This is a genomic window from Indolivaga alginatilytica, assembly GCF_003201355.1.
Taxonomy (GTDB): domain Bacteria; phylum Bacteroidota; class Bacteroidia; order Bacteroidales; family Dysgonomonadaceae; genus Dysgonomonas_A; species Dysgonomonas_A alginatilytica.
Genome location: NZ_QICL01000039.1, coordinates 1 through 21822 on the forward strand (window position 1 = coordinate 1; position 21822 = coordinate 21822).

General features: G+C 36.5%; 15 protein-coding genes. 5 read left to right on the top strand and 10 right to left on the bottom strand.

All coding sequences use genetic code 11. The annotated features are described in order from the left end of the window. The first annotated feature begins 605 nt into the window (after nucleotides 1-605). From CLV62_RS19280 to CLV62_RS19295, 4 genes are all read left to right on the top strand, one after another. Entirely contained in the window at nucleotides 606-2618 is a 2013-nt protein-coding gene (locus CLV62_RS19280; RefSeq protein WP_110312410.1) for a protein-disulfide reductase DsbD family protein, read from the top strand. 70 nt (nucleotides 2619-2688) lie between these two features. Next, nucleotides 2689-3474 carry a nucleoside triphosphate pyrophosphohydrolase gene (gene mazG, locus CLV62_RS19285; protein ID WP_110312411.1) on the top strand — a complete coding sequence of 262 codons (786 nt, stop codon included), beginning with the start codon at nucleotides 2689-2691 and terminating at the stop codon, nucleotides 3472-3474. A 104-nt stretch (nucleotides 3475-3578) separates the two neighbouring features. Then, nucleotides 3579-4073: a dihydrofolate reductase gene (locus CLV62_RS19290; protein ID WP_110312412.1), complete on the top strand. Its 495-nt coding sequence runs from the start codon at nucleotides 3579-3581 to the stop codon at nucleotides 4071-4073. Nucleotides 4074-4831: 758 nt separating this feature from the next. Continuing rightward, entirely contained in the window at nucleotides 4832-5113 is a 282-nt protein-coding gene (locus CLV62_RS19295) for an integrase core domain-containing protein (protein WP_110312413.1), read from the top strand. Between the two features lie 57 nt (nucleotides 5114-5170). On the opposite strand, the gene CLV62_RS19300 is transcribed toward CLV62_RS19295, so the two are convergent. From CLV62_RS19300 to CLV62_RS19330, 7 genes are all read right to left on the bottom strand, one after another. Next, the gene (locus tag CLV62_RS19300) at nucleotides 5171-6241 is read right to left on the bottom strand and encodes a DUF3868 domain-containing protein (RefSeq protein WP_110312414.1); all 1071 of its coding nucleotides are present in this window, start codon (nucleotides 6239-6241) and stop codon (nucleotides 5171-5173) included. 12 nt (nucleotides 6242-6253) lie between these two features. Beyond that, nucleotides 6254-6841 carry a DUF3575 domain-containing protein gene (locus tag CLV62_RS19305; protein ID WP_394337216.1) on the bottom strand — a complete coding sequence of 196 codons (588 nt, stop codon included), beginning with the start codon at nucleotides 6839-6841 and terminating at the stop codon, nucleotides 6254-6256. Nucleotides 6842-6893: 52 nt separating this feature from the next. Further along, entirely contained in the window at nucleotides 6894-9065 is a 2172-nt protein-coding gene (locus CLV62_RS19310; protein ID WP_110312415.1) for a hypothetical protein, read from the bottom strand. Between the two features lie 19 nt (nucleotides 9066-9084). Further along, on the bottom strand, nucleotides 9085-11076 hold the full coding sequence (gene fimD, locus CLV62_RS19315) for a fimbrial tip adhesin FimD (protein ID WP_110312437.1): 1992 nt from the start codon (nucleotides 11074-11076) through the stop codon (nucleotides 9085-9087). 8 nt (nucleotides 11077-11084) lie between these two features. Continuing rightward, nucleotides 11085-12548, bottom strand: coding sequence for a DUF4906 domain-containing protein (locus CLV62_RS19320; protein ID WP_110312416.1), 1464 nt, complete (start codon nucleotides 12546-12548; stop codon nucleotides 11085-11087). Nucleotides 12549-12560: 12 nt separating this feature from the next. Beyond that, the gene (locus tag CLV62_RS19325; protein ID WP_170120108.1) at nucleotides 12561-13472 is read right to left on the bottom strand and encodes a FimB/Mfa2 family fimbrial subunit; all 912 of its coding nucleotides are present in this window, start codon (nucleotides 13470-13472) and stop codon (nucleotides 12561-12563) included. A gap of 155 nt (nucleotides 13473-13627) precedes the next feature. Further along, entirely contained in the window at nucleotides 13628-14845 is a 1218-nt protein-coding gene (locus CLV62_RS19330) for a hypothetical protein (RefSeq protein ID WP_245904137.1), read from the bottom strand. Nucleotides 14846-15594: 749 nt separating this feature from the next. Between CLV62_RS19330 and CLV62_RS19335 the strand changes: the two genes are divergently transcribed. Beyond that, entirely contained in the window at nucleotides 15595-17043 is a 1449-nt protein-coding gene (locus tag CLV62_RS19335; protein WP_110312419.1) for an MBL fold metallo-hydrolase, read from the top strand. Between the two features lie 45 nt (nucleotides 17044-17088). Here the strand turns inward: CLV62_RS19335 and CLV62_RS19340 are convergent, their stop codons facing one another. The 3 genes from CLV62_RS19340 to CLV62_RS19350 form a co-directional block, all read right to left on the bottom strand. Next, nucleotides 17089-18324: a DUF5009 domain-containing protein gene (locus CLV62_RS19340; RefSeq protein WP_110312420.1), complete on the bottom strand. Its 1236-nt coding sequence runs from the start codon at nucleotides 18322-18324 to the stop codon at nucleotides 17089-17091. Nucleotides 18325-18436: 112 nt separating this feature from the next. After that, nucleotides 18437-19447 carry a glycoside hydrolase family 18 protein gene (locus CLV62_RS19345; protein ID WP_110312421.1) on the bottom strand — a complete coding sequence of 337 codons (1011 nt, stop codon included), beginning with the start codon at nucleotides 19445-19447 and terminating at the stop codon, nucleotides 18437-18439. 136 nt (nucleotides 19448-19583) lie between these two features. Further along, nucleotides 19584-21797: a glycoside hydrolase family 3 C-terminal domain-containing protein gene (locus CLV62_RS19350; RefSeq protein WP_394337217.1), complete on the bottom strand. Its 2214-nt coding sequence runs from the start codon at nucleotides 21795-21797 to the stop codon at nucleotides 19584-19586. Nucleotides 21798-21822: the final 25 nt, after the last annotated feature.

Below are 21822 nucleotides of genomic sequence, written 5' to 3' on the forward strand. Positions count from 1 at the left end.
TTTATCAGTTTAAGCTCTTTCTTCTTGGGAATCATAACTGAAAAATAATGGGGATTATTCTTTTAAGTTAATGATTTTCAAGAGATTGAGCAAATAATCAATCGCTTATTTTATTGATTATAAACATTTTAACTAAACAAATCAGCGGAAAAGTTCAACTACTGATTCGCATAAGTTATTAAATTGTATCCTTTTATCTATAAATTAAAATAAGGTTTTACAAAATAAAGCACAAAACAGATGAGAATAAAAGATAGTTCAAAATGTGTTACTTTTGTTACCTTTGTTACTTTTTACAGCACAGACACTTGAAAAACAAGCTATTGAGAAACCGACAATAAAAGCAGGAAATGTTTACTTTGTAACCTGACAGTGGAAGTAAACGGATCAGGATTGCAACTATTGGAAGCAATGTGATTCTGAGGAAGCAACAAATACAAAGAGTTTGTTTCAAACATCGGCTCTCCTTAGTTTCTCAAAAAAGTAAAAAAATAACGAGTATATCTTAATCAATATAAAAATTAAGAAACAAGGAATTATACTGTACACATTTTACTAACTTTGTATTTATTAAAATAAACAAAAAAAGCAGATAGATAAAACATATGAAAAAAGGAATATTAGTTCTAATATTTATATTGTCTTTCTTTTCGGGAAAGCTACTGGCCGATGGACCCGTGTCCTGGAAAATGAGTATAGCAGATAAGGGCAATGGCGAAATAGAATTAGTAGCCAACGCAACTGTTGCCCCCGGGTGGCACTTGTACGACACACAAATTCCCGATGGAGGACCTTTCCCTACATCAATATCTATTGATGAAATAAAGGGAGCCGTAGCAGTGGGCACATTCCACGCAGTTAACTCTAAACTACATAAAGATTTTGACAAGGTCTTTGAAATGGAAATTGGTTATTTTGAAAAGTCAGCCACTTTTGTTCAGAAATTCAAAATAACCGACAAAAGTAAATTTGTATTAAAAGGAGATATCAGAGCACAGGCTTGTAATGACAGAGAATGTACGCCTCCTATTCCCATTGATTTTAGTTTTACTTCGGGCAGTTTACCTGCCAGTGTAACAGTATCAACTGATGCCAAAGAAGTTCAAGTAACTGTATCAACAGATACTATCGCAACAGTAAGCACCGACAGTATTTCGCAAGCTCAAACAACAGACTCTCAAAATAGTGATCTTTGGACTCCTGTTATTAAGGAGTTAAATGAGTTTGGCGCAAAAGGCAGTGTATCGGGCAGATCTTTACTCTATATTTTCGGTGCAGGATTTATCGGAGGACTTATTGCTCTTATGACTCCTTGCGTATGGCCAATGATACCCATGACTGTAAGCTTCTTCTTGAAAAGAAATAAGAAAAACAGAGGCAAGGCCATTAAAGATGCAATTATATACGGTCTATCTATTATAGTAATATATGTATTGCTAGGATTATTAGTTACCGCAATATTTGGAGCCAGCGCTTTGAATGACTTATCTACAAGTGCATTATTTAATCTCATATTCTTTGGGCTACTCGTATTCTTTGCAATATCGTTCCTTGGAGCATTCGAACTGGTACTACCCGCTTCGTGGACCAATAAGATAGATAGCAAAGCCGACTCCACAACGGGAATCATTAGCATATTCTTCATGGCATTTACACTAGCCTTAGTGTCATTCTCTTGTACCGGTCCTATTATCGGGACATTACTTGTTGATGCTGCCAGTTCGGGCGATGTTATAGCTCCTGCAATAGGTATGTTTGCATTTGCATTTGCATTATCCATACCATTTGCATTGTTTGCTATTTTCCCTTCTTTACTGGAAAGTATGCCTAAATCGGGTGGATGGCTCAATTCGGTTAAAGTAGTTTTAGGATTCCTTGAACTTGCTTTAGCTCTTAAATTCCTCTCGGTTGCAGACCTTGCTTACAAATGGGGTATTCTCGATCGTGAAGTATTCTTAGTATTATGGATTATCATTTTCGCATTGCTAGGTTTGTACTTGTTAGGCAAGCTGAAATTCGCACACGATAGTGATCTTAAGTATGTATCTGTACCCAGATTATTCATGGCGATTATATCACTGTCTTTTGCTCTTTATCTGGTACCGGGACTTTGGGGAGCACCCTTAAAATCGGTCAGTGCATTTACACCTCCATTGTTCACTCAAGATTTCAATCTGTATGACGGAGCCGTTCATGCCAAGTTTGACGATTATGAGGCCGGAATGGAATACGCAAAGATGAATAACAAACCTGTTATGATTGACTTCTCCGGATTCGGTTGTGTAAATTGCCGTAAGATGGAAGCATCGGTTTGGACAGATCCTCGTGTTAAACATTCTTTGGAAAACGACTATGTATTAATTACATTGATGGTGGATGACAAAGAAAAATTACCCGAAGTGATAGAGGTTGAAGAAAATGGTAAAACCACTAAACTGAAAACTATCGGCGACAAGTGGAGTTATCTACAAAGACATAAATTTGGAACCAATTCTCAACCATACTATGTATTGCTTGACAATGCAGGTAACCCCATCGGTCCATCTTATGCGTATGACGAAGATGTAGAGAAATACTTAAACTTCTTGAAAATAGGAGTTGATAATTATAAAAAGTAAAGTCATAAACCTTTTACAATAATTAAAATAGCAGATCTAGAATCTGCTATTTTCTTTCATAAACACTACGATGAATACAAGAGAGCAAAAAATGGAAGCTTTTGGACGTTTACTCCATATTATGGACGAGTTGCGTGTAAAATGCCCTTGGGATGTGAAACAGACAAACGAAAGTCTAAGGACAAACACAATAGAAGAAACCTACGAATTGTGCGAGGCAATCATAAGAGACGACAATCAGGAGATAAAAAAAGAACTGGGTGATGTACTTCTTCATATTGTTTTCTACTCGAAAATAGGTGAAGAGAAAGGTGAATTTGATGTTGCAGACGTATGTAATTCTCTTTGTGACAAGCTTATTTACCGCCATCCACACGTATTTGGCGACGATGCTGCAAAAACAGCAGGAGAGGTCGAACAATCGTGGGAACAATTGAAACTGAAAGAAAAAGGAGGTAACAAAACAGTGCTCGAAGGAGTTCCCGCCTCACTATCTTCAATAGCCAAAGCACACCGCATACAAGATAAGGCTCGCAATGCAGGTTTCGACTGGGAGCAAAAAGAAGATGTATGGATAAAGGTAAAAGAAGAAATTAACGAATTCGAAACCGAAATAAACTCTATGGATGCCCATAAAATGGAAGCCGAATTTGGAGACTTATTTTTCAGCCTCATAAATGCAGCTCGTCTATACAAAGTAAATCCCGATAATGCATTGGAGCGTACCAATCAGAAATTTATTTACAGATTCAATCATATAGAGCAGGAAGCTAAAAGGCTAGGCAAGAACCTCAAAGATATGACTCTTGAAGAAATGGATATTCTTTGGAACGAAGCTAAAAACATAGTCCTATAAATAAGGTTATAAACCTTTTTATTGCTTTAACTGAGCTAACAACCAGAAACAGTTATAGTGATAAAATATCGCATTAAATATTTAACATTACTAAACCTCAGATTATGGCTATCATATCTATCATAGTAGCAATAGACGAAAAAAACGCTATTGGAAAAGACAATCAACTACTGTGTCATTTACCTAATGATCTTAAATACTTTAAGAGTGTTACACAAGGTCATACAGTAATCATGGGTAGAAATACTTATGAGTCTCTACCCAACGGAGCATTACCCAATCGCAGAAATATAGTATTAAGCAGAAACAAAGACCTGCAACTTGATAAATGTGAAGTATGTTCTTCTTTAGAAGATGCAATAGCTTTATGCAATAGCGAAACCGAGGTTTTTATAATAGGAGGTGCAACTGTATACAACAAAGCCATTGATTTATCGGATAAGCTTTATATTACCTATATTCATCACCAGTTTGAAGGTACTGATGCATTCTTTCCAAAAATAGACGAGGATAAATGGATGGAAAACTCACGTATTGACAATGAAGCTGATGAGAAGAACAAATATGCTCATACTTTTGTTGTATATAACAAGAAGTAAGGAGGCATAACAAAAAATAAAGGAGGCTATATCAATAACTGATAATAACCTCCTTCTCATAGCATTAAATATATTTCATCAAATACATACAAAATGTATTATATACATTAATCATCTAAGACACAAACTCGCACAAAAGACAGACTTAAACAATTGAATCTATCACTTTGAATCACAAAGATAGATTAATCAATTCAGAAAGTCAAAATTAAGATAAATAAACAATAAAAAGTAAGGTTTTAAAACTTATTTTATCTAAAACTCTCACTGTTCCTCCATTTTTTTATATTTGTAAAGAATAAAGTCACAGACCTTGTTATTATTTTGGCAAGTAACCACTCGCTCTCCACGAAGACAGGATAAAAAATTGTCTTGTCCTAAAATAGGTTGACAATAAAACATGTAAACCAATGTCAGTACAAAGAAGAAGAGGTAGCCTACCTCGATTATTAAAACAAGGGATTATTCTGGACTATTTAAGTGATAGTAAGAGTTCTTATATGCTCAGTGTCGAACATGGTATTACCATCAACAGTATAAACAAGATGGTAAACAGAAAAACATTTTTATATTTAAGGATCAATTATCCATACCGATTATGGAACGTCAATTGAATATGCCCCGACTCAAAGTTAAAGGCTATCAGATTATGGGCGATATACTTCAAGAAGTTTGATACATCATTCGGACAGAGGAACTCAATACTGCTATAGTTATGATTCTGTAAAACTATTAAAACAAAGTCATACCGAATCAGTATGACTGAAAACGGAGATCTTTATCAGAATGCTCTGGCAGAAAGAATAAACGGCATCTTAAAGGATGAGTGGCTGGATCATGAGCAGTTTATCCGTTTTGATCAGCTAAGGCAAAGGATCTATGAAATCATTGCCATTTATAATTATAAACGACCTCATTTAAGTTGTGATATGAAAACTCCAAACCAGGCTTATCTGTTATCAGGAACAATCAGAAAGCAATGGAGTAAAAGAGCTCATAGAAACTATCTAAGTAAAACATGTGATGTAAACTTAGGATAGGAATATATATTTTATAATAAAGCTAACTATCTATTATTCATTATCTATCAACCTATTTTAGGGTAAGACAGTATAGTGTATACGTATATTACATATGGCTTTACGCAACTGAGGGTAAAAATCTCTTAACATCAGTGCATAAGGACGTCCTCCAGCTAAAGTTTCCAGTTTTCTTTTTCGCTGTGCCACATCCTCCGTATTCTTGATGATAGAAATTATTTCTTCTTTGTGATCAATAGAAGAATTTTCCAGTAAAGTCAGAAGATCATCCCAATTTTCACCTCCATAGGTTATATTGTACTTATCCGTTGGCAGATCAATATTTTCTAAAAGATATTGTTTTAGTGCTTGCACACGCTGTTCCGACAATTGCTCATTTCTCCTAACTCCACCTTCTGGAGAAGCATATCCTTCGATCTCTATGGCTGTGATATTAATATTTTTATTGGACTTCAACTCATTAATGAGATTATCCATTTGTTCAAATTGAGCAGAATTATTATTATAATCCTCCTTAATAACCGATATTCCAACTGGGAAATATACTGTAATTGTTTGTGTCTCGGTTCTTCCTTTCGAAACAGCAATAATTTCAGCAGGCTTCGGACGTTCTTGTACCTCAGGTGCAACTGTGGTTATTCCGACTACCCTATTTTCAGCCGATTGTTCATTATAGCCACCACAACCGCAGATGTCTTCTTTAAGGTATAAGGAAGCATTATTCATCCAAGGCTCAAAAGCAATTACCTGATTATAGTTGAGAGGCTCTTTAGTGTCTTTTACGGATTGTAATACATGAAGCGGATAATCACCGGAATGTTGTTTATCTAAGGCTACGGATCTTATATAGGCTTTCTGGCGGGCACTACCATTAACGACGATGGCAGGAAGTTCGACTCTATTGTCCGGAGTCGCTAAAACAGGAGTCAAAGTCAGCATACGCTGGTTGTCAATTCTCAAACTGCTCAAATCCATCTGCATACTCACCAATACAGAGTTTGCCTGTTGTTTAGCTTCGGCATTCGTAATATTTACTTGTCCCTTATACATCTGCTGACTAAAGGCAGGTGAAATAGAATTACAAAGCAATATTACAATAAGGATTCTATATATATAATTTATTTTCATTATTTTATATTTTTACTTGAGAATATAAATTAAACTTATACCTGCTTTGGTTGGTCCCCAATAATGTCGAGTATCGTCTTTTATTTTTGAACCACATTCTCCACAATCGAATTTACTATAATCCAGATATGCATAGCCTAAGCCAATTGTAGCTTCTATACTCCACCGTTTATTTAAAATCCAATGGTAACCGTATGAGATACCTGCTCCGTACAGATCGCCTTCATAGCGGTACTTATCTAATCCCAGCATACTGATTCCTCCCACATTAAATTGTCCATAGTGTGCATGCAGACCAAAGAAATGTCCATTAAATCGTTCACACAACCAATAACGAAGTTCGGGTTGTACCAGAAAATGTTTAAGTTTCTTATTGCTTCCCAAATTCCAAGGGTTATAGTTACCGGATACATCAAGAGTCAATTTCTTCGAAAGTCCCATTTCCACCCCTATGTTAAGTGTAGTCGTAGCCAAATAGAGCGCGTTTGTTTTTAGCGCCCATGTTGGCGCATAATAATCGCTTTTTTCGGACTGCCCGTAAGTATTAATCGCAATAATAAGGATTAAGCTTAAGAATAACAGCCGCTTTGTCATATTTATATTTCTTTCCATCTTTTATCTTAATTAAAAAATTAGTGAGAATATTGTATCTCTATTTGACTATTATTATGGGGGCAGCCAGAAGTTGCTCAACGGTGTAAGACCCTGTATATGAAGATGTCGTAAAAGTTAGCATATCCGATAACTTTGCTCCTGTTTTAATAGGAAAAGAATAAGTGCTGTTGGAATTACTGTTACTTGTTGTAAAATTGGCAACAATAGCAGTATTTGATGACGTTATACTATAGTTAGGTATATTAAGCTGCGAGCCGTTAACAAGAGCCCTGATACTGTTTGTAACAGTGGTATTCGCTGTCAGCACATTATCATAGCTGATGGTTGTAGGCGCAAATCCGGCTGCCGAGATAGTAACATTTTCTTTACTGATATTTTTATTTGATGTAAATGCAACTGTTTGAACACCCGATGGAGCCGTAGTATAGACATATTGGTACCCGCCGGTTACCGCAGTCCAGCCTGTTTGAGTAGTTTTAAGATTACTTGTGGCTATAAATACCGTTAATGGATAGGTTGCCAGATTACCCGTTATATCGGATAGTGTAAACCGATATGTGGCAGTAGCGTTTGTTCCATAATTCACTACATTGGTGGTAGCCGTATTATTGATAGATACACTGCTAAAGTGACGGGCTTGTAAGGCTACAGAAGCCGTTGTAAAATAATCATTTTCGATTGTTACGGTTTCATCATTGTTTTCGAGGCTTGTTTTGAAATTCAAGCTTTTAGCACCAGCTTCGGTTGCCCAATAAATATACTTATAAACGCCTGCAACATATTCGATCTGCATATTCTGATTGGGGCTGACCGGATATAAGTTTTTTGAAGTGATTGAACATTTAAGCGGAAATAAGGCAGTCGGAACAGTACCCGGTATATTAAAATTAAGTGTTACAGCCTGATCTTTAGCCGTGTATACAGCAGGAGAAAATGTCACAGGGGTAAACAAATATGCAGGACTTGCAACAACTGTAATTACACGGGATAATATACCTGCCTTGACTACAAATGTAGCTTGCTGCTGGCCGGCTACAACAGCAGCAACTGTCGCTGTAATAGTACCGGTTCCATTATATTGCAGACCGCTTAAAATACTTCCTTGATCTTGCAACAGAGAAACACTTATTAACGAATTATTCGCAGTTCCGTTTACGGTATAACTGGCGGTCATCGACAAAGTTCCTGCTTTTGTAAATAAGTAGTTTACGTTACTAACAGTCAATATATTATTATTTGCATCAGCAATAGATGTCGACTCCTTTAGTATTTCGGCATAAATATTATTCGATGGCTCTGCATTTTTCGCATCCTCAAATGATGCCGTACCACTTGCATTTCCATTAAATGATTGTATAACAACACGGTATAAGTAATTCCGAACAATAGCAAGAGGTTGTTTACTTGTGTTAAGAAATTGTATTTTATAAAATAATTCAGCACCCCCATTTAATTTTCCTTTTATAATAATATATGTTTGATCACTGAAAAGATTTTGATTCTCGAACATATATTTCGGATTCAAATCGCAATTGCCTGCAACCTGACTCGCTTTGTCTACAGTGCCTTGTGGAATGGTAGGTATATTGTCTATAATCAAGAAAGGGGTCGGGGTCGATGTTGGGTTGAATGGAGCAACAGTTCCCCTAGTGGTATAATTGGCAATAGCGTAACCTGTGAGCTGAAAATTAGCAGCTCCACTGTTTTCTACCGTTACTTTAGCCTGATTTCTAAATAAGGTTACGTTGATAGTTGAGGGTAAGGTACTAATTACATTACGTCCCCAAAATGCTATAGTATTACCACTTAATGAAGGGATTAGCTCTTTTTCATCTTTTTGAAAAGCGCTCCTGTCATCAAATGATGCCCACTGATCATAATTTGCAACGAAGTGTATTATGCTGGCGTTGCTAGGTACCTGCGCTTTAAAAGAGCCAGTGCCGATGCCACCGCTTTCGGTGCTGGTAAGATTTGTAGCCAGTACACGTTCAAGGAATAATCCATTGGCATCGAATACCAGCAAATAAATATTATTTATTATATTATCGTAAGCCGATCTGGTTTGCAACGATTTATACTCAGGAATTTCCAATGAAAAATTTAGCGTAGTCTTGCTCGTTTCTCCTCCATTATCATTGATTACTGTATCATCCTGACATGAAAACAACGCCAAAAATAAGATTGAATATATGTATATGATTTTTTTCATCTTCTAAACATTTAAGCTTTTAGTTTTTCATATCCCTGACACAGCGAACAGCTGCATTATACGAGTTATAATTAGTTGAATTACCAACCCTTGGATCCATAAAATTAACTGCCTGTGTAGATCTTGCACTCCAGTAATAAGGCCCTTCCAGAATTTTTTTCACCTGGCTCAATTTTATATTCTGAAGTATATCGATCATATAAAGCTCAGCTAATGTGGGCATTCTCCAATCGGTGTATGTAAGCCCGGTAGTAGCATCTGTCTCAGAATAGACATCACATTTGGTCTTAGAGTCTGCATAACTTGCTGCTCCTGTTACGCCATACTGTGAGGCAAGTATAAAACGAGGTGATATACGACGATTGTTTTCGTCGGTAGTTATCGTTGAACCGCTAGCATCTGTTAGAGGATACCCTAATATTGCATTTGCTCTTATATAATCGGCATACGAAATACCTAGAGTAGGATTGGGAGCATAGTGGGTATAACCAGTATCGAAAACTTCATCGAATTCATCAGGATTCGGTAATGTGGAGTAATTAGGAACCAGAGAGGTCATTATATACATATTCTTATTATTTTGACCATCACTTCCCCCAGGAGCATTCGCTGAAATATCGGCACTCAGATAAAGAGGAGGGTATTGATTAACGGTTACCTGTTGCGTTAAATTTGAACCATTTTTGACTGTAAATGCGATTGTCTTAGCTACAAAGTTAACAGGCAACGTACTGTTGATGGTTATATTTCCCGATTTAGCACTGCTGTCCCACGTAATAGTTACACCATTGCTGCCATTGGCCGATGCCACGCCGTTCACTGTGATAGATGTTATTTGTACGTCTGCCGAAGATGACTGAAATGTAGTTGTAAAACTTGTCATATTGGGTAAACTTATAGTTTTGTCTTTTACATATATAAAATTTACGGCATCTACCGCCACCAATATCTGTTTCGTGGTCCAGTCCTGTATCGTAAAATTAGAGGTCAACTCTACCGCTGTCGTAGGAGTTGTCGAACCTAATTTATCAATAACAGCAGTTATATCGTAAAGCCGGTTCCTTTCTAATTTGTAGAGAGCCTGACGTGCTGCTTCTGTTTCGGGAGTCGGGTTTGCATTATCGTTATCTGCAAGACGGTAATTGACAGGAACGCGATAATAATTATTGGGATAATTGATCCCCGATACTGTTACAGGTACATTAACAATCATATATGTTTCGTTGGCGACTGTAGTATTCCAGTCGTTAGCATATGAATAAGCGATTATGCTACTGGTATTACCTGCACCGGAATTTTGATTGGTAAAACCTGTCATACTCAGTAAACTTGGAGTTACAGCGTTACCGGTTTCTATCAGCGAGCTGTTGGTTGCATATTTCATTACTCTTTTGGTAATATTAGCACCGGTTGTCAATGCCAATCCGTTCAGGTAAGTCATAGATACCCTTATTTTTGCTGCCGCTCTTTTCAAAGTAACAGGAATTTCTTTGTTTACAATAATTCCATTATTCAGTACCATATTAGAAGTTCCGTCCATGATAAAGCTATCCTGCTTTTTGTCGGTATCCAAAGCTGATACCGAAAGTGCTTTTAATGCTGTCAGAGAAATACCTCCTGACGGAATTGTTCCGGTATAATTAGCTACTATATAAATAGAGTGATTGACATTGAGTGCAAATGATTCCTGAGTAATATCAAGAATTTTAGAATATGACCCTACTCCTGTTAATGCCGGAGAAGGAACAATATGCTGATAATATATACAAGCATCTCCATTTTGCTGATAAATAAAAACATCGAGTGTTGTTATTTTATTTTCGTTCAGGTTATCATCTCCATTTTCGGCAGTGCTCCTTGTCGATTGAGATTCAGGCCAAGTGAATTTAAGCATAATTGCATTCCCTTTTGTAATTCTCGGATCATCAATCTCTTCATCCTGTGCACATGACACAAGTACCAATAGCATTAAAATTGCAAATCTGATTATATGTATATTATTATATTTCATATCCTTCGTCATTGGTATTTTGTTTGTGTAATCAAGATATCTGTATCAGTAGTACCCGGGAATCTACGAGTACTGGGAGCAGTAATCACCGGATTTATTTTTAGCTTTATTCCATCAACAGTAATGTACATATATGTCGTTCGGTTAGTTCCTCCCCATGTTTTGAGGGCTCCTACTTTTATTTCATATTCATTGGTACGGGCAATACCTGTCGATACAGCTAATTTTCCGGCAGTAGAACCGGTCGAATTAAAGCCGAATTCCAAACCGTTAGTTAAAGTAGCAGTCCATATTGCCCCTGTGGGTGCAGTCAGCTTAAAACTGTAATTGGCATAAGAAGTACCATTTATTCCGGTTCCGTTTAGCATATAAGGATATTGAACGATCCCTGTTGTAGCCCCTGTATTATTTCCATTGAAAGGAGTCAATATATAGTCTGTATCTTTAACTCCGTGCCCTATCTGCGATGAGGTCACAGACCATGGGTATATTGTTGTTGTAATAGTTATCAGGTTATTTAGTTTACCAATTACACCGATGACCCGATATACGTTATTGCGCATCAGACTATATTTATTAGTCGTTTGTCCATTATCCGTTATATAACCCTTATAAGTGTGGCTAATACCATTTGTTTTTACTACAACTTTCAGATAAGGTGTTATGTTGTCGTTCGGAGTAGTTGTTGACGCTGCAATATTTTGATAAGTATAAAAAGAGGTATGCGCATTTACCGGTATTACCGCGGATAAGTCAGAAGGTGTAACCGCCAGTGTATTATTAGCTGTAATGGTTCGCAGCAAATTAGTTTTGGTAACAGGAGTTATCATTACGGTATTGTGATAACTACAACGCGAGTTAAGCACCTGATTGTCCAACTCTATAGATGTAACTTCAACTGTATTACTTTGGCTATCTGCACTTTTAAACATATAAATATCCAAACGGGCAACGAGCCTTTCCATTGGAACTTCTACTGTTACATATTGACTATTGATAGCTACCTCTGTTTTTCCGATCATGAGGATGCTTGCATCATTAAAGCCATTGGGATTTGTAACAGTTAACGCCTCTAGTTGAGCCATTGTCAAGGTTTTCGTTATAGTGTTGGAAAATGTTTTATTCACATCGTTATAGTTTGCAATAGCATAAATAACTTTTGTCTGAGATGACACATTCACAGATCTGGATAATTCCTGTAATGTTGCAGGAGTAAAAGCCGTAATCAACTCTGAGTATTCACAATAACCTGTTGTTTTATTGAAAATATACAGCGCCAGACTCGAAAAGCCCCCATCGCCCCCTTTTACAAGAGGATCATTTACCGGACCTGCTTTTATGGAGAGATTCAGCAAAGCATCTTTATCAGTAGCTTCTTCCGAAGTAAAGCTTTCCGTATTACTGCATGATACCAGTGAAAAAAGAACTGATAACAGTAATATACTTGCTAAATTTTTATAGTTATATTTCATAAGTTATAAGTATTATACACCCGGTTTTATCTCTTCCTCACCCCAAGGTTCAACAGCAATAGCAAAACCTCTAAACGAAAATCTTATTCTTATAGGCACTTCATTTTTACCATCTTCTGATATGCCGTATTTTCGCATAAATTGCATAACTGACAGCGAATATATTATATCGTTTGTCTCTGAATTTCTTATGTTAATAAACACATCGTTATCATCATTAAATCGTAAGACATTAAAGTTTGCCTCCACTTCGTGTTTACTATTATCTATAGTTAATAATGGATAATAGGATACTTTTTCTTTGGAATAATTTTCTTTAAATGTGACTGTCGGTTTTAAATTACCGATTTCTATCGATAGATTAGGATCGCTACTTACCGACTTCGTTATATTTGAACGGGTAATAGTAGCCTGATCCAGATTGGAAAGCACTATCTGCATTTTGATATGTGCACTTTTGAACTTAACTGTATCTATCACGTAGTTACCTCTGATAATGTTTATATCTTTAGTTGCGTAATAGAGGCTATCGTTTGTAGTGATTCTTTCTTTTTTAAAATAAGCAGGAGCTCCCACCGCAAGACTATCTAATGAAGTGGACTGCGTCATCTGACTGTTTTTATCGACATTACCCCAACATACTATTTTGTATTTGCCATATGGCAGATCGAGATCTATACCTTGTTTTCTCTTTAAATCGTCTTGATTTAAAGTAACTGCCCTTACGAAGACTTCTTTGTCATCGTATATATATAGATTTACACTCTTCTCCTTTTCCAAGAATATTTCTTTTGTACCATCTCCTTTATAACTGAAATAAAGGGAGTAAACAGGAGGAGGGCAATCATCCATATCATCCTTTATACAAGAACTCATTAGTATAACTACTAAAAACAAGGCATATAGAATTGGTCTCTTTCTCATCTTTTCAGTATGTTGAATTTTGATATTAGAAAAGGCTACCCTAAAATTATTAATCATCGGGGCGATTCAAATATTATTACTAATCAAGGCAATAATAAGAATTATGGCTATCGAAGTATACCTGTTATGGTAGCCTCTTCTAATAAAACTAAAGGTTATTGGTTAAGCTCGAATCCCGGAACAATTGTTTCCTCTCCCCATGGAGCGATTGTTACATGAACCATTACATTATACTGCATATTTTTCAGATCAGTGTCTAGCGACGGGATCAGTTCAATATCCATATTGTATATTTTACCAGGAACGAAATCGGAAGCTACCATTTCAGTATTTACATTTTTGTAGAATTTTACAATATTAGCAAAACGGAAACTAGGAGCTAATGCGGGATTGAATACCTCTGTATTTGTTGATGCAAGTCCGGTTATTACTAAATCGGAAAGATCTAAATGCAGTTTAGGAACTTCTGTACCCGGGAAGATGTTGAATGCATAACATTTATTCGGTGTCGACAGTGGTAGGTTAGCATAGCCTGATTCTTCTGTATATCTACGATAGCTGGCAAAGCTTGCAGCATTCAAAGTCGGTCCGGGAGGTGTAAATAACCAATTTCCTTCTTGAATAGCACCTACATAGGTAAGAACTTGCAAATATTCATCTAAAGTTCCGGGACGATTGTATTTGTGGTAAATATTATTGAGATAAATCCCCTTAACATTTCCGGTAAATCCAGTCCAGGTTACATTAGCTGACACGGGAGCATTGTTGATTTGTCTCGTATACGTAAAATTACCTGCATTCTTAAAAGAAATCGATTTGATTTGTAAACGGGCAACTATAGGCACAATAGTTACATTTGCGGTATAAGTTTGACCATCAGTCGGATCAGGATTTACAGGTTCTGTCTGAACGGGCGTCAAATCCTCGTCTACACCATAATAAAGTACATGAGAGCCTTGCTGATCGGGTAATGTTGTAGAAACCACATTAGTATTACCTACAGCAGTTCCGGGATTACCATAAACAAAAACCTTAGATACTGATCTGGAAGTGTTTATAAATTTTAAACCTTGACCTGGTGTAGTAAGCTTATACCAGTCTGAATTTAAAACAGCATCCTTGTTTATAAGCTTAGACACAATAACAGTACCACCGGCATCGGTAAGATTGATAAGGACACTGGTTACATTGATAGTATCAGCGGTAAAAACATTAGCGGGATCAGACGATCTGGTAGTCGTCGCGGGCTCAAGTCCACTTAATGAAACTGATACAGATCTGACATCTTTTGTAGAGATCGAATCGTCATTGCTACAGGCAAAAAAAGCCAAAGTAGCTAATGCAGCAAAGAAAATGTTTTTAATTTTCATCATAAATATGTTTAAAGGGTTTGAAATATTTTTTATATTTAAATATTATTACATAAATAGCAGGGGTGCTTGAAATAACTACCTAAACAAAAGTTCAAATAGCTATTTATTCTCTAATTATGTAAAATGATTTGAGTTTATTGTTATATATTGTTATATAATGCCTTAATTATAGTTTCGTTTGTTTAAAAAATATAACAACACACCGAATAAAATGTTTAATGAGATACGTTATTAAGTTAGCAGTTCATTAGTTTAATTTTGTTAACTAAAACAAAATAAATAGCAACAAACTGATTATTAGAGAATTACCCAACATGCAAAATAAATAGTTTTTTCAAAATTTTTATTAAACTCACAGTATATTTAGAGTCTCTTTAAATTTTAATAAGAAATAATAATAATGTAGAAGACATGTTAGTTGTAGGTGAAGATATTCGTATCCCTCGTAAAAAAGGAGTGCTTTTCAAATTATTTATTATATCTTGCTGAAAAATAGTTTAATAAAGCATTTGCGGTGTTGGCAATTTTACACATCACATGTAACATATTTACGTTCTGTTAGTTTAACGGAAACAGGCACTCAATAATTCGGTGACAGTCAAAGTTTCAGAATTTTAAAACATTCATTTATAACGGTATAGAACAGGGTATATGTTCACTTTCTATTGGAGAGGGTTAGGGCTGAGGTTTATCACTTTAAAATACAGCATTAAATATTTTGTATAACTTAATTACTGAAATTCATCCCCATGAAATATATAATATATTTATTTATAGCACTTTTCGTTTCTACACCAAGCATATATGCTCAAGGAAACTTAAACAAATCCTGGACAAAGCAAAACAGACCGATCAGAAATAAAGTTCTCACATTCTCATTCACTGAGTCTAAAAATGAATTAAGGCATAGTTATCAGCCATGGGATCAAACCAATTACCAGATCAAAGGTGATGTGTGGATTACTCCCAAAAGTTTATACAAAAAGGAAAACATGTCTATTAATGGTAAACCTGTTTCATCCGTATTACAGTATAGTCAAAACACGATGCTATTCTCCGACTATGGAAGCGATACTCTATCGACAGTTACCGAAGAGGAGCACCACAAACAATTATACCTGTCAGCGAGATACACTCCTACCCTTTTACTCGAATATTTCTACAATAGAAAATCCAGACTAGAGTCTAATACTGATTCTATTTACAACACGTATCTGGAGGTAATAAATGAAGCCCGAATAAGACTCTTTATAAATAAAGCAACAGATTTGGTTGATAAAATAGACATACTGGAAAATGATGATTTCTTTGGTAACATTAATTCGACATTCGAATATCGTAATTACATAAATCATCAGTCGTTATTTATACCCACGCAGATATTGATGTCTAAAATAAACGGAAAGTTACAAGACTCTATTTTTATAACCTCATTCAAAATAGAAAATAAACTACCCGTATTACTAGCAGCCCCCCTTAAATACACTTTCAAAGAAAGTCTACATGACAATACATCCATAAGCTTGGAGAAATACAACGACCACATCTACTTTTTATATTTAGGGCACACCGACAGTAAAAGTCTGGTAGTAGAATTTAAAGATTTCTTATTGGTTGCAGAAGCTCCGTTAAACAGTAGAAACGGAGATATGATTATTAGCGAGATAAAGAAAAACTTCCCAGATAAACCGATTAAGTTTTTTGTTTTTGGGCACCATCACCCTCATTATCTTGGAGGCGTAAGACCGTTTATTCATGAAGGAGCAAATATTCTTTCCTCAATGGGCGATTTTGATTATCTTACCTACTTAGCCAGAAATCCCCGGACACTTAAACCAGACAGTTTAGAATTCGACAGAAAAAGACTCAACGTAAATATTCTGGGAGAAAACAGAACAATTACCGATAACAACTATTCGATGCAAGTTATCAATATAGGGGAAGACTCGCATCATACTAAAGATTACATTATATTCTATTTTCCTAAAGAAAAGATAATTTTCGAGGGTGATTTAGTTTGGATACCCAACGATGGCAGGGCAACAGGCAAAGTGAGCAGCAGACAAAAAGGACTTTACGAAGCCATACAAAAGTTGAATCTCAATGTAGACACTATTTTTCAATCGTGGCCTATCAAAGAGTTCAACTATAAATCTAAAATATCTTTTAAAGAATTAGAAGAGTCAGTTAAAGAATGATTAGATAATAGAAAGGAGTCGTAAAAACAACTCCCTTCCAAAACATTATATCTTTAATTTAATATGTATTTTACCTAACAGATAAGTACATCCGATCACTAAAAAGGAAAATATTATAGAGTTGAGCACACCCATCGTACCCACCTTAGCCCACTCGGGTAAATCAATATTTACTAGAGCAAAGATACTATACAAGATATAGGGTATCAGATAGCAAGTAAGTGTAGCAGTTCCGGCAGGCTCTATAAATTTGAACCAACCTGTAAGATCTTTTTGATCGAGCCAATATAGAAAGAAATAAGCCCCTATACCAATAGCAGTGCAATAAAATACCCAACTGGGAGTTTCGCTGAGTTTCGAAATAATCCAATAGTGATGTGATACAAATCCTGCAATACAAAATAGCAAACTCACTGCAATCCCGCCAAGAATCCATTGAGAAGGCTTCTCATTTATTTTTCTAGCACACTTCACACCTATAATAGAAAGTAACATACCAGCCATCGTAAATGCAGGCAGTGCACCATTACCAATATGCAATATGCCTAATATTTGATTGAAAAAATTACCACTTGGTAAATTTAAGATAGATATTCCCTCTCGTGTCATAGAGAGCAGTATACAAATAAGTATAAACAGCAGCCAAGCGCTCAACAGATATTTCAATCTGTCGCGACTAAATAAGTAGATGAATGCACACAAGAAATATGTCCAACCAATAAGTCCCAGAATTCCCCACCAACGGGCAGAAAATACACCTTCGTCATTATCCCTAAATATAATTGCCAGAATCAAAAGGATGACCATGCCTAGAATTTTCAGAGCTGAGTATAAGTTTCGAAGAGACTCTTTCTCTGTCCTTCTATATACGTTCCATATCAAGAAAAAGCCTGCAACCATCAGCAAACGATAGACAGGAAGAGACAAGCCTGTGGAAGAAGAAACACCACTTTCGGTATTAACAATAAACACGCCCATGATCAGAAGTGCAGCAGTGCGACTAAGTATATGAGCAACGGTACTCACCCCTGTTTCGCCTTTCGAAAAACGTCTTTCTATGGCAAAAGGGATAGACATTCCCACAGAAAACAAAAAACAAGGGAAAACAATATCTGCCAAACCCAACATGTCTTCGCCCAATGCAGCATGCCCCAACCATACAGGAACATCGCTCACAGTCCATAAATCATTCACAAAAATCATCAATAGCATAGTTACTGCCCTAAGCATATCTATCGCATGATTTCGTTGGGAAAAATCATTCACTCCATTTTTTATCATAACTAATTGTTGCTATTATATATAAATAGATCTATAACCTCATTACTTAAAAGGGTCACCTTTTTTGTTCGAACTTAACACCCATTTAAAAGCATTGATAAATATCACCTTCTTATTTATCCATTACACCTCTATACACAGCCTTACGCAATGTACCATGGGCATCGTCTCCTGCGTATTCCCAATACATAGCACCTCGTAAGCCCATTTCTTTGATATAATTACATTTGAGTTTTATCGACTGTTCGTTTTCGTATCCACAGATAAAAGCACCCGTACTATCAGAAATATAAGGAGCTTGGGCTTGAGCATCCCATTGCTTCATATAATTGTCGTCTAATTTTATTATTTTCTTATAGTCTATAAAGTCTGCAAAATCTTTTGTACCCCGTCCATAAAAAGGAATCCCTAATACTAATTGGTCGGGAGACATACCGGCAGCTATATGGGCTTGTACAGCCTCATCTGCCGATTGCCGTACATTTTCTGATTTATATAGGGCTGAATGATGCCAAGGAGCACTACCCATATCGTATGACATGATATTAACAAAATCGAGGGACTTGCTTACCGATCTGAAATCAATATATTTACCATTAGCAGCAGTGGCTATTGTCAACAATTTGTTATCACCTATTGCAGCCCGAATATCTCTCATCAATAAAGTGAAATTATCGGTATCATCGGGAGAGGACGATATACCACCCACACTCGATGTAGGGTATTCCCAATCGATATCTATTCCATCAAGTTGGAACTGAGAGACTACACGTTGGCAATCTTTAGCAAAAGATTTGCGTTTTGCTTCATCAGCTGCCATTTCACTAAATCGTCCGCTACCCCATCCACCTATTGAAAGCAGAATATTCAACAACTTATTTTCCTTTTTTAGAGCTACTATCTCTTTTAATCGATTTTCATTATCAATTCTTATCCCATCAAAAGTATCAGAGACGTGCCCAAAAGCATAATTGATATGTGTGATATATTGAGGATCGGGAATATCCTCTGTCCACGAAGTCACATAGGCGATCACCACTTTTGGAGGACCGGCTTGAAGATATGTATTACCCGAAATATAACATAACAAGCATAGAATAAATAATGTAAAGTGTCTTTTCATGTTCTTTGTGCTTTTGGTTTCAATATAAAGATATATAAAATAATAAGTTCGAGACCTAAAATTGACAAATGACAACAGGATTCAAGCATAATTCCCTGAATCCTGTCACACTGTTTAATTGAATAAAAAACGGAAATTATTTCAAACTAAATGAAACCTTACTTTTAATATCGGTTGACGATGCTCCAATCAGAGCCTCAAAATCGCCGTTCTCGGCAACCCAATCGTGCTTATCAGCATCAAAAAAGCTCAATGCTTCTTTATCGATGGTAAAGGATACTGTCTTTTCCTCTCCCGCTTTTAAGAATACTTTCTCAAAACCTTTCAGCTCTTTTACCGGACGTGGTAAAGAAGATTTAAGATCGCTAATATACAATTGAACTATTTCGGCACCATCTCGACTGCCTGTATTCTTTACGTTTACACTCAATGTAACTTGGCCGTTTATACCCATTTCTTTCTTATCGGCAGATACTTTACCATAAGCAAAAGTACTATAACCAAGTCCATGACCAAATGGAAATAATGGTTTTATCTTTTCCTTATCAGCCCAACGGTATCCCACAAAGATTCCTTCCCGGTAGGTAACTTCATTGTCTACTCCCGGATATTCGTTCATCGCATGAGCTCCATTATCCTCCAGTTTCACAGGGAAAGTAAAAGGTAATTTACCCGACGGGTTAACGTCTCCCACAAGTACCGAAGCAATAGCATTGCCTGCCTCTGTACCCAAATACCATACCTGAACAATAGATGCAACTTCATTCACCCAAGGCATGGCAACCGCATTGCCCGAAACATTTACGACTACTATATTCTTGTTTACTTTAGCCAGTTCCGAGATTATTTTATCTTGTTCGTAAGGCAAGCCGAGGCCCAGACGATCATCTCCTTCACTATCTTGGTGTTTATTTTTGTTCAACCCACCAACAAATAAAACAACATCTGCTTCTTTAGCCGCTTTTAGAGCCTCATCCAATAATTCCTGAAAGCTACGGCTATCAAAGGTATCTCCGGCACTTAGTCCATCTTGTTTCTGTCCTTTTTCGCCTACATAACCTCTGGCATAGATAACTTCAGCTTGAGATCCTACTCTGGCTTTAATACCATCTAAAGGAGATACTTCATATTTTGCTTTTAAAGAAGAACTTCCACCTCCTACTGTCATGGCTTTTATGGCATTTTCGCCTATTACTGCTATCTTTTTTGTTTTGTTCAAATCGATAGGAAGTACATTATTCTTGTTTTGCAACAACACAATACCTTCTTCAGCAATTTTCTTTCCCGCCAAAGCATGTTCCTTAGTTCCGAAAGAACCCCAAGTACGATTCGCACTCATATTAGTACGAAAAACCATACGTAAGATATTGCGAACCTTCTTATCTACTTCTTCTTCCTTTACCTCTCCCGATTTTAGAAGTTTGAGAAAGGGTTGAGCCAAATAATAATTATCATAAGCATTACTAGCTCCTTCACTGAGTCCGTTAGTCCATGTTCCAAATTCCATATCAAGCCCATGATATATGGCTTCTTTGGTATTTGACACACCACCCCAATCTGAAACAACAACTCCGTCGAATTTCCACTCATCTCTCAGAATATCATTCAAAAGATACTGATTATGGCATGCCCATTGTCCTTTGTATTTGTTGTATGCTCCCATTATTGCCCATGCTTTACCTTCTTGCACAGCAGCTTTAAAAGCAGGCAAATATATTTCGTACAAAGTACGATCATCTACATTCACATTCACTGTATGACGATCGACCTCCTGATTGTTCAGTGCAAAGTGCTTTACACAAGCAGCGACACCATTAGATTGAACCCCATGAATATAAGGCACAACCATTTTAGATGCCAAAAACGGATCTTCACCCATATATTCGAAGTTACGACCATTGAGTGGCGTACGATAAATATTAACTCCGGGTGCCAGCAGTATATTCTTGTTGCGATAGCGGGCTTCCTCCCCTATTACCTTTCCATAAAGTGCCGACATCTCAGGACTCCATGTTGCAGCTAAACAAGTTAGTGCCGGAAAAGCGATACAAGAATCGTTAGTCCATCCTGCTTGATTCCACTGATCCCAAAATACTTCGGCTCTTATTCCATGAGGGCCATCGGATGTCCAATTCTCAGGAATACCCAATCGGGGAACTCCTGCCGAACTAAACTTTGATTGTGCATGACACATCGCAACTTTTTCTTCTAAAGTCATACGAGACAGTGCATCCTCCACTCTTTTTTCGATATTGGCATTAGGGTCAAGATACACAGGTTTCTGCTGTGCTGCCAATGAACAGCAAAGCAACAATGCTCCTGCCAATATTGTGCTTTTGATTATCTTCATCATCTATATATATTTAAGGTTATCA

Coding starts and splice junctions, on each gene's coding strand:
- CLV62_RS19300 (WP_110312414.1), bottom strand. CDS start 6,241: ATGAAAATAAATTATATATATAGAATCCTTATTGTAATATTGCTTTGT.
- CLV62_RS19280 (WP_110312410.1), top strand. CDS start 606: ATGAAAAAAGGAATATTAGTTCTAATATTTATATTGTCTTTCTTTTCG.
- CLV62_RS19320 (WP_110312416.1), bottom strand. CDS start 12,548: ATGAAATATAACTATAAAAATTTAGCAAGTATATTACTGTTATCAGTT.
- CLV62_RS19325 (WP_170120108.1), bottom strand. CDS start 13,472: ATGAGAAAGAGACCAATTCTATATGCCTTGTTTTTAGTAGTTATACTA.
- CLV62_RS19295 (WP_110312413.1), top strand. CDS start 4,832: ATGACTGAAAACGGAGATCTTTATCAGAATGCTCTGGCAGAAAGAATA.
- CLV62_RS19350 (WP_394337217.1), bottom strand. CDS start 21,797: ATGAAGATAATCAAAAGCACAATATTGGCAGGAGCATTGTTGCTTTGC.
- mazG (WP_110312411.1), top strand. CDS start 2,689: ATGAATACAAGAGAGCAAAAAATGGAAGCTTTTGGACGTTTACTCCAT.
- CLV62_RS19330 (WP_245904137.1), bottom strand. CDS start 14,845: ATGATGAAAATTAAAAACATTTTCTTTGCTGCATTAGCTACTTTGGCT.
- CLV62_RS19335 (WP_110312419.1), top strand. CDS start 15,595: ATGAAATATATAATATATTTATTTATAGCACTTTTCGTTTCTACACCA.
- CLV62_RS19310 (WP_110312415.1), bottom strand. CDS start 9,065: ATGAAAAAAATCATATACATATATTCAATCTTATTTTTGGCGTTGTTT.
- CLV62_RS19340 (WP_110312420.1), bottom strand. CDS start 18,324: ATGATAAAAAATGGAGTGAATGATTTTTCCCAACGAAATCATGCGATA.
- CLV62_RS19345 (WP_110312421.1), bottom strand. CDS start 19,447: ATGAAAAGACACTTTACATTATTTATTCTATGCTTGTTATGTTATATT.
- fimD (WP_110312437.1), bottom strand. CDS start 11,076: ATGAAATATAATAATATACATATAATCAGATTTGCAATTTTAATGCTA.
- CLV62_RS19290 (WP_110312412.1), top strand. CDS start 3,579: ATGGCTATCATATCTATCATAGTAGCAATAGACGAAAAAAACGCTATT.